Annotated in this window: 14 protein-coding genes; 10 read left to right on the top strand and 4 right to left on the bottom strand. The window is 68.4% G+C overall.

What is annotated here, in order from left to right:
* Positions 1 to 181: 181 nt before the first annotated feature.
* Complete coding sequence (locus ACIBK2_RS10270; protein ID WP_396965918.1) at positions 182 to 1,348, top strand: lipase family protein; 1,167 nt, start codon at positions 182 to 184, stop codon at positions 1,346 to 1,348.
* A 50-nt stretch (positions 1,349 to 1,398) separates the two neighbouring features.
* On the opposite strand, the gene ACIBK2_RS10265 is transcribed toward ACIBK2_RS10270, so the two are convergent.
* The 3 genes from ACIBK2_RS10265 to ACIBK2_RS10255 form a co-directional block, all read right to left on the bottom strand.
* On the bottom strand, positions 1,399 to 1,890 hold the full coding sequence (locus tag ACIBK2_RS10265; RefSeq protein WP_396965638.1) for a hypothetical protein: 492 nt from the start codon (positions 1,888 to 1,890) through the stop codon (positions 1,399 to 1,401).
* A 254-nt stretch (positions 1,891 to 2,144) separates the two neighbouring features.
* Positions 2,145 to 2,981, bottom strand: coding sequence for an SDR family oxidoreductase (locus tag ACIBK2_RS10260; RefSeq protein WP_396965636.1), 837 nt, complete (start codon positions 2,979 to 2,981; stop codon positions 2,145 to 2,147).
* Complete coding sequence (locus ACIBK2_RS10255; protein WP_396965634.1) at positions 2,978 to 3,925, bottom strand: patatin-like phospholipase family protein; 948 nt, start codon at positions 3,923 to 3,925, stop codon at positions 2,978 to 2,980. The genes ACIBK2_RS10260 and ACIBK2_RS10255 overlap by 4 nt, the downstream gene beginning before the upstream one ends.
* 68 nt (positions 3,926 to 3,993) lie before the next feature.
* Between ACIBK2_RS10255 and ACIBK2_RS10250 the strand changes: the two genes are divergently transcribed.
* Positions 3,994 to 4,620 carry a TetR/AcrR family transcriptional regulator gene (locus ACIBK2_RS10250; protein ID WP_396965632.1) on the top strand — a complete coding sequence of 209 codons (627 nt, stop codon included), beginning with the start codon at positions 3,994 to 3,996 and terminating at the stop codon, positions 4,618 to 4,620.
* Here ACIBK2_RS10250 and ACIBK2_RS10245 read toward each other — a convergent pair.
* Positions 4,610 to 5,155: a histidine phosphatase family protein gene (locus tag ACIBK2_RS10245; RefSeq protein ID WP_150404323.1), complete on the bottom strand. Its 546-nt coding sequence runs from the start codon at positions 5,153 to 5,155 to the stop codon at positions 4,610 to 4,612. The genes ACIBK2_RS10250 and ACIBK2_RS10245 overlap by 11 nt on opposite strands.
* Before the next feature lie 185 nt (positions 5,156 to 5,340).
* On the opposite strand from ACIBK2_RS10245, the gene ACIBK2_RS10240 reads away from it, so the two are divergent.
* The 8 genes from ACIBK2_RS10240 (at position 5,341) to ACIBK2_RS10205 (ending at position 15,582) form a co-directional block, all read left to right on the top strand.
* Positions 5,341 to 9,891, top strand: a complete 4,551-nt coding sequence (locus ACIBK2_RS10240; protein WP_396965630.1) for an ATP-dependent helicase — start codon at positions 5,341 to 5,343, stop codon at positions 9,889 to 9,891.
* Between the two features lie 42 nt (positions 9,892 to 9,933).
* Positions 9,934 to 10,716: a DNA-formamidopyrimidine glycosylase family protein gene (locus tag ACIBK2_RS10235; RefSeq protein WP_396965628.1), complete on the top strand. Its 783-nt coding sequence runs from the start codon at positions 9,934 to 9,936 to the stop codon at positions 10,714 to 10,716.
* 243 nt (positions 10,717 to 10,959) lie between these two features.
* Positions 10,960 to 11,142: a hypothetical protein gene (locus tag ACIBK2_RS10230; RefSeq protein ID WP_357386591.1), complete on the top strand. Its 183-nt coding sequence runs from the start codon at positions 10,960 to 10,962 to the stop codon at positions 11,140 to 11,142.
* Between the two features lie 54 nt (positions 11,143 to 11,196).
* Positions 11,197 to 12,558 (top strand): hydroxysqualene dehydroxylase HpnE, encoded by a 1,362-nt coding sequence (gene hpnE, locus ACIBK2_RS10225; protein WP_396965625.1) that lies wholly within the window; start codon positions 11,197 to 11,199, stop codon positions 12,556 to 12,558.
* 86 nt (positions 12,559 to 12,644) lie between these two features.
* On the top strand, positions 12,645 to 13,214 hold the full coding sequence (locus ACIBK2_RS10220) for a TetR/AcrR family transcriptional regulator (RefSeq protein WP_396965915.1): 570 nt from the start codon (positions 12,645 to 12,647) through the stop codon (positions 13,212 to 13,214).
* A gap of 92 nt (positions 13,215 to 13,306) precedes the next feature.
* Positions 13,307 to 13,528, top strand: a complete 222-nt coding sequence (locus tag ACIBK2_RS10215; protein WP_396965623.1) for a hypothetical protein — start codon at positions 13,307 to 13,309, stop codon at positions 13,526 to 13,528.
* A gap of 108 nt (positions 13,529 to 13,636) precedes the next feature.
* Positions 13,637 to 14,311, top strand: a complete 675-nt coding sequence (locus tag ACIBK2_RS10210; RefSeq protein WP_396965621.1) for a winged helix-turn-helix domain-containing protein — start codon at positions 13,637 to 13,639, stop codon at positions 14,309 to 14,311.
* 56 nt (positions 14,312 to 14,367) lie between these two features.
* On the top strand, positions 14,368 to 15,582 hold the full coding sequence (locus ACIBK2_RS10205) for a sensor histidine kinase (RefSeq protein ID WP_396965619.1): 1,215 nt from the start codon (positions 14,368 to 14,370) through the stop codon (positions 15,580 to 15,582).
* Positions 15,583 to 15,589 lie beyond the last annotated feature (7 nt).

Here is a 15,589-nt window from a genome sequence, read left to right as displayed (position 1 = left end):
GCCGGTCCGACCTTCGGTTCGGCTGTGGGGTCTTGTCTGTCCGTCCACGTGGCGATCGATGACGTTCGCTGCGATTTCCCATGCAGTGGTGGTCCGTTCGAGTTGCCGAGGCGTAGTCGGGGTCGGCAAGTCGATAACGGCCGAGATTCTAAGGAAAACCGTGCACAGAGTTCCGTTCAGGATCGCGATCCTGTTGTTGAGCGTCGTCTCGGTCGGCCTGCTTGGCCTGCCCGCGAACGCCCAACCGCTCTATCCCACACCCGATCCCGATGTGTTCTACGCACCGCCCGCCGACCTGGCGGCGCTGCAGCCGGGCGACGTCGTGCGCGCCCGCAAGATCGACACCGGCCTCTATGTCGGCACCACGGGTTGGCAGGTCGCGTTCCGGTCTACCAACTCGCAGAACAATCCGGTGATGGGCGTGACCACCGTCCTGTTGCCGAACGGTGTCGCGAACCCACCGCTCGTCTCCTACCAGGCACTGATCAATTCCCTTGGTACCCAGTGCAACCCGTCGCGCTCACTGTTCAACGGCGAATTGCAGGACGCGGTCGGCGCGATGCTGCCGATCGGGCGCGGCTGGGCGGTGTCGCTGCCCGACTACCTCGGGCCCACCTCCGCCTACGGTGCCGCGCGACTCAGCGGCATGATGACCCTGGACAGCGTCAAGGCCGTGCAAAAGGTGGCCGAACTGGGTCTCGCCAATTCGCCTGTCGCACTTGCCGGTTACTCCGGCGGCGGGATGGCCACCGCGTGGGCGGCCGCACTGCAGCCCACCTACGCGCCCGATCTGAAGATCACCGCGTCGGTGGCGGGCGGCATCCCCGCCGATCTCGAGGAAATGGCGATGGCGCTCGGCTTCGCCCCGCACCCCGGGTTCGGGCTGGCGTTCGCCGCCGCGATGGGACTCGAACGCGAATACCCGGACCGGCTGCCGGTTTCGGATCAGCTCAACGAAAACGGCCTGTGGTTCCGCGAATTCACGCACGACGCCTGCCGCCGGTTCCTGCTGTTCCACGGCGCGTTCCGCAACGCCGAGCAGATGGCCGCCTCCAAGAGCCTGATGGACAGCCCGGTCGCCCATCAGGTGTTGCGCGAGAACAGCTTGCGCTACTTCGACGGCGTGCCCACCGTCCCCACCTACATCTGGCAGGGCCGGTTCGACGAGATGACCTTCTTCCCGCCGGTCGCCGAAGTGGTCGACCGCTACTGCAAGGCGGGCGCCCGAGTCGAGTTCCACCCCTACGAAATAGCGGAACACCTGACCACCGCCGCCGCAGGCTTCGTCCAGGCTTGGAACTACGTGGAAGCGCGTTTCCGCGGCGAGCCCGCCCCGACCAACTGCTGACCCCCGAATAGCAAGCGGCCCCCGGAGTCCGACTCCGGGGGCCGTTTTCATCAGTATTTGCCGCTTTGACATTCACCTTGGTAGTCGTCACATTTCCAGAGTGTGTCGTAGGGATCGTCGCCCTGGTCTTCGCGTTCCATGAGGTCGATCATGGCCTGCAACTTCTGCGCGAAGAAATCGGCCAACCCCTTTTCGGTCGCGCAGCAGGACTTGATCTTGCCTTTTCGGGCGACGGCAACCTGCTTGACCCATTCCCCGAAACCGGGGTCCCCGCACATCTGCTGCCTGCTCCACGGATTGAAACCGTGGTGCGCGTCATAGCGGGTGTTGAGGGCGACCACGAAGAGATTCGTATCCGCGCCCTTCACGGTGTACGGATTTCGTCCCTGGATATCGACGTATTCGGAATACCACCGGTAGCTGCGCTCTTTCTTCCCGTCTCCGGCACAGACGAAGTCGTACAGCGCGGCCGCGATCTGCTCTTCTCGCTCGTCATCGGTGATGGCCGAGGCGCGGGGCGCGACTACGCCCGAGAACAACATCGCGCAGAGCGCGATTACCGCAAATAGTCCATTCCTCGACATATGCACTCGTGGTCCCTTTTCTGTGCGGCAGCGTCCATTGTGCTGAGCGGTCCCACTGGTACCCGGTGTTCGAGATCGGACAAGTGTAAGCAGCAGGCTCCATGGATCTTCGTAACCACGGGCCGTGCGGATGGGAGAAGTTTCCTTCCAAGCGAAACGACAGTGACCCCGAAGAGTTCTCCGGGGTCACTGTCGGATCGACGGTGTGGCGGTCAGCTGATGGAGCGGACCTGCTCCTCGTATTCGGCGCGGGTCTTTTCGTCGGCGGGGTGCAGGGCGCGGTCGCCGTCGATGAGGCGGCGGAACAGGCGCAGGGCGCGTTCGGGAGTGGCGGCGAAGGCTACGTCGATGGGGCCGAGGTAGCTGGGGACGGCAACTTCGCCCTTGCGGGTGGTGACGGTGCGCAGGATGGCGGCGGCGACGTCTTCGGGGTCGACGGTGGGCATGCCGTGGCCGAGGGTGAGGCCGGAGGAGAGGCGGGTGCGCACGGCCGAGGGCATGACGCAGCTGACGCTGATGCCCTGCGGGGCGAACTCCAAACGCGTTGCGGCGGAAAGGCCTACGGCGGCGAACTTGCTCGCGTTGTAGACGGCGAGACCGGGGATGGGAATCTTGCCCGCCAGCGAGGCCACGTTGATGATGTGCCCGTGGCCGCGCTCGATCATGCCGGGGGCGACCGCGCGCATGCCGTGGATGAGGCCCCAGACGTTGATGTCCATGGTGGCCTGGCCGACCACGTCCGGCTCGTCGAGGAACGAGCCCGCGGGCATCACGCCGGCATTGTTGACGAGGACGTCGATGTGGCCGAGGTCGGCGATCACCTTGTCCCACTGGCCGCGTGAGCGCACGTCGAGCTCGTAGGACTTGGCGCCGATCGCGGCAGCGGCGGTTTCGGCGGCGACGGTGTCGACGTCGGCGATCACGACCTCGGATCCCTTGGCCGCGAACAGTTCCGCGGTGGACTGGCCGATGCCGCGGCCGGCGCCGGTGATCAGGACGCGCGCGCCCTTCAGGTCGAAGTCGGGGTATCCGTGACCGAGAATTCTCATGCGAAGGCTCCTTGTTCGAGCGCACGGCGGGTGCTGCGCAGACTGTGCTGGAAGGTGTCGAGGCGGCGGCGGCCGTCCATGAAGTTGGGTCCCATCACCGCGAGATCCTCGGCGGTGGCGTCCAGGCGCAGGACCTTGGTTCCGGTCGCGCGCAACTGGGCGATCTCGGCATCGAGCTTGGCGCTCATGCGGTTTCGCAGCTGCCGTTCCAGGAGGTGACCGGCGCCGGTCGCGGGGATCTTCCCGGTCGAGGCCATCGGCGCGAGCACGACGAGTTCATCGAGCTTCGCCGGGATCAGCAGATCCACCGAGGCGGTCGAACCGGCGCCACCGTCGATGAAGCGGCGTCCGGCAATGGGTACCGGCGGGAACCAGCCGGGCACCGCCCACGACGCGCGCAGGGCCGCACCGAGCGGCGCGGTCGGTGCGTCGGGCGATCCGAACGGAACCCGTTCTCCCGTCGCATAATCCATGCTGACCAGCCAGGTCGCCGGATGCGTTACCCAGGAACGACCGGGGTTCAACCGCTCGGCAAGCAGCTCCAACCAGCTCGCGTCGCCACCACCAACCGGCAACAGCCCACTACCCGCGGTGAGCAGTGCTTGCCCGGACTCGATGCGGCGCAAGGGAAGTCGGAAGGAGCCCAATCGCGGGCGTGGTACCGGCGGAAATCGCCCTGGCCCCGACCGCATGTGCGCCAACAGAATCGGATTCGTGGACGTGCCGTCCTGCATGTCGACCAACTCGCCCACCGAGATGCCGCTGCCGAGCATGGTCACGTACTCCGCGCCCGCGGACGTCCCGATCAGCACATCGGCCTCGCGCGGATCCCAGTCCAGCGCGTCCCGCACCGCGGCCAGCGCCGCGACGATCCACGCGGCACCGAGCGTGCCACCACAACCGATGGCCAGGCCGCGTCGCTGCGACCCGTTGTTGTTACCCATGGTTCCAAACACTAACAGAATTCAAATACCAGTGGTATCCCAAATCTGGCGGTACGTAGAATCACGGCATGGCACGACTGACCCGGTCCGAGAGCCAGGCCCGCACCCGCGCTGACCTGATCGCCACGGCACGCGACCTCTTCCTGGCCGACGGCTACGCGAGCACCAGCCTGGAGCGGGTCGCCGAGGAGGCCGGCTACTCCAAGGGCGCGGTCTACTCGAATTTCCGCACCAAGAAGGAGCTCGGCCTCGAGGTGATCGAACTGATCCACGCGACCAAGTTCGACGAGGTGACCGAGCTGCTCGCGGCGGGCGACAGCTTCGAGGAACAGCTCGAGCGGTTTCAGGCGTGGGCCGAACGGACCGTCGGCGACGTCGGCTGGACCATGCTCGAATTCGAGTTCGCGACCGTCTCCCGCGACGATCCCGCCCTGCAGGCGGCGCTGGTGTCGAGCCTCGGCGTGGTCCGCGGCGCGGTGGCCGCGCAGGTGCAGACGCTGGCCGACACCATGGGCATCGAGCTGCCGGTGCCCGCCGAGGACGCCGCGACGGGCATCCTCAGCATGGGCATCGGCCTCGGCATGCAGCGCGCCATCGACCCATCGATCCCGGCTCGGCTGATCACCGACGCCGTCCGGTTGCTGGTCACCCTCGGCACTGGACCGCTCGCCGCGAAGAGCGCGGTCACGCCGTGAAGTGCAGGGTCCATTCGCCGCGATAGTGCAACCGGGTGACACTGCCCGGTGGAATGTCGATCCGCCAGAACGATTTCGGCGGTGCGTCCAGGGTCACCAGCAGGGCCGCCCGGATGACGGCCGGGTGGGTGACGGCGATGGTCGACTTGCCCTCCGACGCGATCTCGGCCATCCAATACCTGGTTCGCTCGATCACATCCACCACGGATTCGCCGCCGTGGCCACGGAACATCGGGTCGGTGAGCCACGCGTAGAGCTCGTCCTGCGGCACCGACATCAGCGCCCCGCCCCGCCACGCGCCCGCGTCGAGATCGCGTAGTCGGGTGTCCTCGTCACCGGGCAGCCCTAGCAGTGCCGCCGTCTCGACCGTCCTGCGCTCGGGTCCGGTGAGCACCCGTGGCGCGGCGAGCGGCGTACAGCCAGAGATGGCCCTGCGGCCTGCTTCGGTCAGCGATTCGTCGACTGGAAAACGTGCCTTCCGCATCGCCTCAGTCATGCCATGGCTGACCAGGTCGAGTCTGAGCACCTTTTGCACTGTTCCGCCTCTCCGAGTATTCAGGCCAGGCTCAGGTGCCACGACAGTAGCGCTGGCGGCCGTCGGTGAGGAGCGAAAGAGTTAGCCCGTACCCGACGAGTTACCCATGTACTCACGAGATCAGTGGTCGCAACTAGGTCGGCTACGCCGACCTAGTTGTCAGTGCCTCGGTGCAGACTGATGGCATGGCTCAGTTCTCCACCGCTACCCAGGAGTGGTTCGACGGTGCTTTCCCGGCGCCGACGGCCGCTCAGCTCGGGGCGTGGGAGGCGATCGCGGCGGGTGAGCACACGTTGGTGGTCGCGCCGACCGGGTCGGGGAAGACGCTGTCGGCGTTCCTGTGGGCGATCGATCAGTTGGCCACTCGGAAGAAGGCGACGGAGAAGGCCGGGACCTCGGTGCTGTATGTGTCGCCGTTGAAGGCGCTCGCGGTGGACGTGGAGCGTAATCTGCGGGCGCCGCTGGTGGGTGTGACGCAGACCGCCAAGCGGCTCGGGCTGGATCCGCCTGCGATCACGGTGGGGGTCCGGTCCGGGGATACCAGCGCGGCCGATCGGCGATCGATGCAGCGGACGCCGCCGGACATTTTGATCACCACGCCTGAATCGCTGTTCTTGATGCTCACCTCCGCGGCCAAGGAGACGTTGCGGAACGTGGGCACGGTGATCGTGGACGAGGTGCATGCGATCGCCGGTTCGAAGCGTGGCGCGCATTTGGCGTTGTCCCTTGCGCGGCTTGATCTGCTCACTGAACGGCCCGCGCAGCGGATCGGCCTGTCGGCGACGGTGCGGCCGCCGGATGAGGTCGGCCGGTTCCTGGTCGGTAACGCGCCGATCACCATTGTCTCGCCGCCCGCGCCGAAGACCTTCGATCTGTCCGTCCGGGTGCCGGTGGCGGATATGACCGAACCCGGTGAGTCCGATCAACCCGGCTCGATCTGGCCGCACGTGGACGAGGCGATCGTGGATCTGGTGCTGGAACACCGGTCTTCGATCGTGTTCGCGAATTCGCGCAGGCTGGCCGAGCGGCTCACCGCGCGACTCAACGAAACCTATGCGGCGCGGCTCGGCGAACCGGTGGAGACCGAGCACAGGCCGCCCGCGCAGCTCGGTGCGTCGACCGAAGTGATCCACGGTGCGGGTCCGCTGCTCGCGCGGGCGCATCACGGATCCGTGAGCAAGGAGCAGCGCGCGCTCATCGAGGACGACCTGAAGAGCGGGCGGCTGCGTTGCGTGGTCGCGACCAGCAGTCTCGAGCTCGGCATCGACATGGGCGCGGTCGATCTGGTGGTGCAGGTGGAGGCGCCGCCGTCGGTGGCGAGCGGGTTGCAGCGGATCGGGCGGGCCGGGCATCAGGTCGGCGAGATATCGCGCGGTGTGCTGTTCCCGAAGCACCGCACCGACGTCATCCACTGCGCGGTGGCCTCGCAGCGGATGACCGCCGGGCAGATCGAGGCGATCCAGATTCCGGCGCATCCACTGGACATCCTGGCTCAGCAGACCGTGGCGGCGTGCGCGCTGGAATCGATCGATGTCGACGCCTGGTTCGAGATCGTCCGTGGCACCGGAAGTTATGCGGCGCTGCCGCGCTCGGCGTACGAGTCGGTGCTGGACCTCTTGGCCGGACGGTATCCGTCGGACGAGTTCGCCGAGCTGCGACCGCGATTGGTGTGGGATCGGGACGCGGGCACGCTGACCGGAAGACCTGGCGCACAGCGACTTGCGGTGACCTCGGGCGGCGCGATCCCCGACCGCGGCCTGTTCGCGGTCTACATGGTCGGCGAAAAGGCTTCGCGGGTGGGCGAACTCGACGAGGAGATGGTCTACGAGTCGCGGGTCGGTGATGTGTTCGCGCTCGGCGCGACGAGCTGGCGGATCGAGGAGATCACCTTCGACCGGGTGCTGGTGACGCCCGCGTTCGGGCAACCGGGACGGCTGCCCTTCTGGCACGGCGACGGCTTGGGCCGTCCCGCCGAACTCGGCGGTGCGCTCGGCGAATTCGTGCGGAAGGTCGGCCAGCACCCGGAGAATCTGGAAAAGCTCACCTCGGCAGCCGGTTTGGACGCGTTCGCGACCGCGAACCTCGGCACCTTGCTCGACGAACAGCGGACCGCGACCGGGCACCTGCCCACCGATAAAACGCTGGTGGTAGAGCGGTTCCGGGATGAGCTCGGCGACTGGCGGCTGGTGCTGCACTCGCCGTACGGGCTGCCGGTGCACGCGCCGTGGGCGCTGGCGATCGGGGCCAGGCTGCGCGAACGGTTCGGCGTCGACGCCGCGCCGAACGCCTCCGACGACGGCATCGTGGTGCGCCTGCCCGACACCACCGACGACCCGCCCGGCGCCGAGCTGTTCGTCTTCGAACCCGACGAGATCGATGACATCGTCACCGAACAGGTCGGCGGCTCCTCGCTTTTCGCCTCCCGCTTCCGCGAGTGCGCCGCGCGGGCACTGCTGCTGCCGCGCCGCGATCCCGGCAAGCGCGCCCCGCTCTGGCAGCAGCGGCAACGGTCGGCGCAGCTGCTCGACGTGGCACGCAAGTTCCCCGACTTCCCGATCCTGCTGGAGACGGTGCGCGAATGTCTGCGCGACGTCTACGATCTGCCGTCGCTGCGCGACCTGCTCGGCCGGGTGGCGCGCCGCCAACTGCGCCTGGTCGAGGTGGAGACGGCCACGCCGTCACCGTTCGCCAACGCCCTGCTGTTCGATTACATCGGGCAGTTCATGTACGACGGCGACAGCCCGCTGGCCGAACGCCGTGCGGCCGCACTATCGCTCGACTCGAGTCTGCTCGCCGAACTACTCGGGCGGGTGGAACTCCGCGAGCTACTCGACGCCTCGGTCCTCGAGCAGACCGAACGGGAACTGCAGCGGCTCACCCCCGAACGCCAGGCCCGCGACGCCGAAGGACTCGCGGACCTGCTGCGGCTGCTCGGACCGCTCACCGCCGCCGAGGCCGCCGAACGCTGCGTCGACGACCCGGCCGAGTGGTGTGCCGAGCTGGTGAAATCGCGCCGGGCCCTGGAGGTTACCTTCGCGGGCCGCAGCTGGTGGGTGGCCGTGGAGGACGCCTCCCGGCTGCGCGACGCGCTCGGCGTGCCGCTGCCGATCGGCACGCCCGCCGCCTTCATCGAACCCGTCGCCGACCCGCTCGGCGATCTGGTCGGCCGGTTCGCCCGCACGCACGGTCCGTTCAGCACCGAGGCGGTGGCCACCCGCTTCGGCCTCGGCCCGGCCGTCGTCGCCACCGCACTGCATCGGCTGATCACCGAAAAGCGCATCGTGGAAGGCGAATTCACCCCAGGTGCGGCCGGCTCGGAATGGTGCGACGCACAGGTGCTCCGCCGACTGCGCCGCCGCTCGCTGGCCGCCGCCAGGCACGAGGTCGAGCCGGTATCGACGGCCACCCTCGGCCGCTTCCTCCCGGCCTGGCAACACATCGGGACCGGCGAACTACGCGGCGTCGACGGCGTCGCCACCGTGGTGGAACAGCTTGCGGGCGTACCGATCCCGGCCTCGGCCTGGGAGTCGCTCATCCTGCCCGCCCGGGTGCGCGACTACTCCCCCGCCATGCTCGACGAGCTGATGGCCACCGGCGAGGTCCTCTGGTCCGGCCACGGCTCGATCACCGCCAAGGACGGCTGGGTCGCGCTGCACCTGACCGACCAGGCCCCCTTCACCCTGGCACCGCCCGACGACATCGAACTGTCCGAGGTGCAGCTGCGCCTGCTCACCGCCCTCGGCGCATCCCTCCTGCCTCCCGCGGCGGTTGCTGAGACCCCCAACCCGATACCCGTGCCGCACGGTGGCGGTGCGTATTTCTTCCGGCAGCTGTCCGATGCGACCGGGTTACTCGACGACACCCAGGTCTCGGCGGCGCTGTGGGAATTGGCCTGGGCCGGAATGGTTTCGGGCGATACCTTCGCGCCGGTCCGGGCCATGTTGTCGGGTACCGCGCGGAGCACGACCGCCCATCGGACGCCGCGCCGGGCGCCGCGCGGGCGGGCTTACCTGCCGCGCCCGAGCATGCCGACCCGGTCCGGCCCGCCCGCGGTGGCGGGGCGCTGGTCGCTGCTGCCGGAACGGGTGTCGGACAACACCGTTCGGGCACATGCGACCGCGGACATGCTGCTGGAACGGTATGGCGTGCTGACGCGCGGGTCGGTGCAGAACGAGGGCGTGCCCGGCGGTTTCGCGCTGATGTATCGGGTGCTCACCGAGTTCGAGGACCGGGGCCGTTGCCGCCGTGGGTATTTCATCGATTCGCTCGGTGGCGCCCAGTTCTCCACCACCGACGTGGTGGACCGGCTGCGGTCGTTCGATATCGAGCGCAGCCGCCCCGGCGAGACGCGGCCGCAGACCGGCAAAGCACTCGCGCTGGCGGCGTGCGACCCGGCCAATCCCTATGGCGCCGCGTTGACCTGGCCGAAAGGCGATGGCGAGAGCGGGCATCGCCCCGGGCGAAAGGCCGGCGCGCTGGTCGTTCTCGTCGACGGCGACCTGGTGCTCTACCTCGAACGCGGCGGCAAGACGCTGCTCACCTTCACCGAGGACCCGAACGCCCGCCAGTCCGCCGCCCAAGCCTTGGCCGACCTGGTGCACAACCGCCGCGTCGACTCCCTCGTCATCGACCGGGTCGACGGAGAAACCGTGCACGGCAATACCTTCGCGGGCTTCCTCAGCGAAGCGGGCTTCTCCACCACGCCTCGCGGCCTGCGCCTGCGGAGCCACCCATGAGCCCGGGCATCCCGCACGACGCCACTAACCTCGGGCTGTGCCATGCCCGAGGGTGACACCGTCTACCTGACCGCGGCGCGCCTGCGCGCGGCATTGGCGGGTAAGACGTTGACCGGCAGCGACTTCCGGGTGCCGCGGTACGCGACCGTCGACCTACGCGACCAACTCGTGGAGAGTGTCGGCAGCTACGGGAAACATCTGTTCATTCGGACGCCGACGGTGAGCATTCACACGCACCTCAAGATGGAGGGCACCTGGCGGGTCTTCCACTGCGGGCAACGCTGGACGAAGCCGCGCGTGACGGCCCGGCTGGTGCTGCGCACGGATGAGGTCGAGGCCGTGGGGTTTTCGCTCGGCAAGGTGGAGGTGCTGCGCATCGCCGACGAGCACACCGTCATCGATCACCTCGGACCGGACCTACTCGATCCGGAGTGGGAGGTGGCCGAGGCGGTCCGGCGTCTGGAGCGCTACCCGGACCAGCCGATCGGCCTCGCCCTGCTGGATCAACGGAACCTGGCCGGCATCGGCAATGTCTTTCGAAGCGAGGTCTGCTTCCTCCGCCGCGTTCACCCGACTACCCCGGTCGCCCAGGTGCCCGACCTGCTCGCGCTGGTGAACGAGGCGCACCGGATCCTGACGGAGTCCGTGCGGAAACCACCCCGGCGCGAGCTCGTCTACGGCAAGACTCGCCGCCCCTGCCAGCGCTGCGGCACACCCATCGCGTCCCAACTGCTCGGCGATACCGCACCCGCGTCCGACCGCATCGCCTACCGCGAACGCGGCATCTACTTCTGCCCCCGCTGCCAGCCGCTCCCCGGCACCTGAGCGCGCGGCCACGGCCGCGCAAGCGTGCGTGCGGCACCGCACAAATCTGATCGCGGAAAATCCGACTTCGGACCAAGCCCATTGGTTCGCCGCACCGAATCAACTGTGCAACCGAACCAATCGCTCGGCGTGCCCACCGGCTATTACCCGTCCACCACTGTAATTTGCCACTCAGTTGCTAATGATCGGCGCGCTCGGCACGACTACATCCGTGGCAGTCACGACACAGCACAGGAGCAGGCCATGACGACGGTATCGAGATCGGGCAGACGCATGCTCCTCGCGATCGCCACCCGCCTCTTCTTCGCGGCGCTGGCCACCATGGCCACCGTGCTCTTCAGTTACCTACTGCTGCATCCCAATTCGAATGCCCAGACACCGCAGGCGCCGCACCCGGCGATCTCCTCGGTGTCGCCGCGCCCTTGACGAAGTGACCCCTCCCACTTAACTTACAAGATGTAAGTTGATGAGGAGTGCGGCATGAACGATCCGCGGCAGTACGTGGTCATCGGTGGCGGACTGGCCGGCCTCGCGGCCGCGGTCTGGCTGGCCGAAGCCGGCAAGCAGGTCACCCTGCTGGAACGCCGCGGCCGACTCGGCGGCCGCACGCACGCCATGAAGGTCGACGTGGCCGACGACCTCCCGGACAACGGCCAGCACGTGATCGCCAGCGGCTACGAGCACCTCTTCCGATATCTCACCAGCGTCGGCACCCGGCAATACGTCGCCTTCCCGGAGCACGCCACGCTGCGCTGGCCCGACGGCCGCAGCGCCACCATGAGCACGAAGGGCTTCGGCGCGCTGCGCACCCTGACCGGCGCACACCCCGACGCCAGTCCGCTCGAACGGGTCCGCGCCGCCGTCGCCACCCTGCGGCTCGGCTGGCAATGCCTGCACCAGCCTGCCGACCTACCCGACCTGACCACCGAGCAGTGGTTCACTCGCCTCGGCATGCCAGCGAAAGCCCGCGAGGCCCTGTGGGATTGGCTGGCCCTCGGCGTCGCGGCCGAGCCGGTGCAGCAGGAGTCGGCGAAGGTGCTCGCCGACGTGCTGGCCACCGGCATCCGCCTCGGCATCAAACTCCGGCGCCCCGCCACCATCGGCTATCCCACCACCGACCTGGACACGCTCTACGTCACCGGCGCGCTGAAAGTCTTTGCCCGACAAGGGGTCACGGTGCGGCATCGCGCGGTGGCCCGCCGGATCGACATCTTCGACGGGCGGGTCACCGGGGTGGCGCTGGCCGACGGCAGCACCGTCCCCGCGGACGCGGTGGTGTGCGCCGTGCCCAACTCCAACGTCAACGGCCTGCTCGACGACCTGCCCGAGCACGCCGAAATCTACGCCGCCGCAGACAAATTGGGCTACACGCCGATCGTCAGCACCAACCTGTACCTGGATCGCCCGCTGGGCACCACGGCCGAATTCGAGGCGCTGATCGGCGGTACCGGCGTGATCGACGAGGTCTTCGACCGCCAGCGAATGACCGGCCGCAACACCGACCGGGCCTGGCTGTATTGCCTGACCACCAGCGGCGCCTACGAACAGATCCACAAGACCAACGAGGAGATCGTGGCCGAGCAGCTGGCACTGCTGCGCCGCTACTACCCGGCCGCCAAGGCGGCGAAGGTGATTCAGGGACACGTGGTTCGGATGCCGAAGGCAACGTTCTCGCAGGTGGTCGGCACGCACGCGTTGCGCCCCGACCAGCGCACCTCGGTGCCGACGCTGGTGCTCGCGGGCGACTGGACCGCCACCGACTGGTCCGCGACCATGGAAAGCGCAGTACAGAGTGCGGCCAGGGCGGTCGATCTGTTGCTTGCGCTACCGTCGGTGCGGTGAGCACGGATCGCGCCACGTCCGAGTACGTCGCCCAGCCCTTGCCTGACCAGTCACCGACCGCCGATCAGCCGACGCCCAAGCGCCGGATGTCGGCGGCGGACCGGCGGGCGCAGCTGCTGGATGTCGCGCGCGACATCGTGGCCGCCGACGGTTTCGGCGCGGTCAGCATCGACCGGGTGGCGCGCGAATCCCAGGTCGCCCGCGCCCTGGTGTATCAGCAGTTCACCGACCTGTCCGGCCTGATGACCGCGCTGCTGGACCGGGAGTCGGCGATCGCGCTGGCCGGAGTGGGCAGCGTCGACTGGTCGGAAACCGTCGACGTCGATCAGATCGGTCGCGGCATCCTCGCCTATCTGCATGCCGCGCCGACCAGTTGGCGGATCATCCTCAGCCCGCCGGACGGCGGCCCGCCCGGCCTGTGCGACCGGCTCGAGCACGGCCGCGCCTACGCGCGGGCGATCGGCGCGCGACACCTGTCCCGCTATGCCGGCGTCACCGTCGACCCGGACGGTCCGACCGAGCGAATCCTGCTGGCCGCGCTGGAGGAACTGGCCCGGCTGCATCTGACCGATCCGGCGAAGCACCCGGACGAGATGGTGCTGCGCTATATCCGTTCACTGGTCGGTTGGGCGATGCGTCTGGAAGCACCCCGCTGAGCTGGGGCGTCGCCCGGCCTCACGAAAATCTCACGGACAGCTTGGTTTTCTGTCTCCAGGCGCGGAACCCGCGCCGGGGAGAGAGGAAACACATGAAGATCAGCACCCTGCTCGCGGCCGTCGCGCTCTCGGCAGGCCTCGTCGCCGGAGGGTCGGCGGTGGCCAACGCGGAGACGATCTACGTCGGCACCTACGGCACCGAAGCGGCCTGCCGGGCGGACGGCTCGAACGCGCCCGCGCACCCGGACTGGAAGTGGTGGGAGTGCCAGCGGACGCCCACCGGTGACTGGGATCTGTACTACTCCAGCAACTGATCACAGCTGCTGTGCCGGACCGCCATCCGGCCTGCGCCGATCCGTCATCCCGGCGGTCGCCCGGGATGACGGATCGGCCTTGTCTGAAATGACCTATTCTCTGATCTCGTGCGTGTGCTGGTGGTGGAAGACGATGAAGGTCTTGGCAATGAAGTCGCCGCCGGGCTGCGCTCGGCGGGCTTTGCCGTCGACCTGGCCCACCACCTGGCGGACGCGGACCTGAAGATCGCGGTCAACACCTACGACGTCCTCGTTGTCGACCGCGGCCTGCCCGACGGTGACGGCCTGCACCTGGTCGCCGCGCAACGCACCGCCGGCCAGCGGGTGCCGGTGCTGATGCTCACCGCCCGCGACGGGCTCGCCGACCGCATCGCCGGTTTCGAGCACGGCGCCGACGACTACCTCGTCAAACCGTTCGCGCTGCCCGAACTCGCCGCCAGGGTGCGCGCGCTGAGCCGCCGCCGCGAACATCCGGCGCCCGCCCGCCTCGTGCTCGGCGATATCGACATCGACCTGCCGCGCCGCCGCGTCCAGCGCGCCGGCATTCTGCGCTCGCTGACCCCGAAGGAATTCGCCGTGCTCGAACTGCTCGCCACCCGCGCGGGCAGTGTGGTTTCCCGCAGCGAACTCATCGAGTGCTGCTGGGACGAGATGGCCGAGCCCGCATCGAATGTCGTCGATGCGGTGATCGCCCAGCTGCGCCGCAAACTCGGGCCGCCGCAGGTGATCGAGACCGTGCGCGGCACCGGCTTCATGATCGGAAGTGCCCCATTCGCACGCTGATTTCCACGTCAGACGCCCGGCCCGCCGCGGCAAGGCTGCGCCGCACCCGCTGGCTATTGACCGCGCTCATCACCGTGATCACCGCGACCTGCCTGATCATCCTCGGCGTCCTCGCGGCGACCATCGACGCGCGCTCCCGCCACCATGCCGTCGACGACGCCCTGGACCGGGTGGTGACCGGACTGTGGCGCAGCATCGACCTCGACCCGGACGACCAGGTGATCAACCTCGAGCTGGTCGAGAAGGACGACCTGGCCAACGGCGAGACCGCGGTCATGATCGTCACCAACGACGACAACGGGCACTGGCGCGAGATCTACGGGCACCTGCGTTCCTGGCTGCCGCCGAACAACGGCGCCGAGGCGTTGGCCGACGATGCCGTGCGTGCGGAGGGAATCGTCTTCCGGGACGGCTACGATAGCGCGGGCCGTTCGGTACGACTGGCGGCAACGCCGATTTTCTGGGACGACACCAATACCCAGGCGGTCGTGGTGGCCGGCACGAATCCGGGGCTGATGGATCGCGATCGGGCGCTGCTGCTGTGGGCGCTCGTCGTCGGTGGTCTCACCCTGGTAACCCTGTCCGCCCTTGCGGCACATGCACTTTCGGGCCGAAGCATGCGTCAGGCGCTGGTGCTGGTCGAGGAGCAGGAACGGTTCCTCGGCGATGCCGCGCACGAATTACGTACGCCGCTCACCACTTTGGGGTTGGTCACCGCGCCGCGACGGCGCGATCCGCACGAGGTGGAACGGGCGCTGGGCGAGGCGGGCGAGCTGGGGTCCCGGATGGAGCGGATCGTCGCGGGTCTGCTCGCGCGAGCCCGGATGCAGGCGGGCGTGACGACGATGGAACGGGTGCAGTTGCTGCTCGATCAGCTCACCGAATCGGTTGCCGAGGAATTCAAGGCCGATGTCGTTGTGCACAGCAGTCCTACGGTGGTCGTCGGCGACCCGAACCTGCTGAGCCTGGCGGTGCGCAACCTGATCGAGAACGCGATCACGCACGGTGCGATCAATCCCGGCGCTCCGGTGGAGGTGTTCGTCGCGGAGGGGCGCGTCAGCGTCCGCGATCACGGCGCGGGGCTGCACCCGCAGCTGTCGAGCAATCCGTTCCAGCGCGGCGTCACCGGCGGCCGCGGCAGCGGCATCGGGCTGGCACTGGTGGCGTGGATCGCCGAATTACACGGCGGCACCGCGACTATGGAACCGGCACCGGGCGGCGGCACCATCGCGACCATCGCGCTACCGCCGCCCACGCTCGGGCTCTCCTGAGTCCGGA

It is taken from the genome of Nocardia sp. NPDC050175 (genome assembly GCF_044459885.1).
GTDB lineage: Bacteria > Actinomycetota > Actinomycetes > Mycobacteriales > Mycobacteriaceae > Nocardia.
This window is presented reverse-complemented; position numbering and strand designations above follow the sequence as displayed.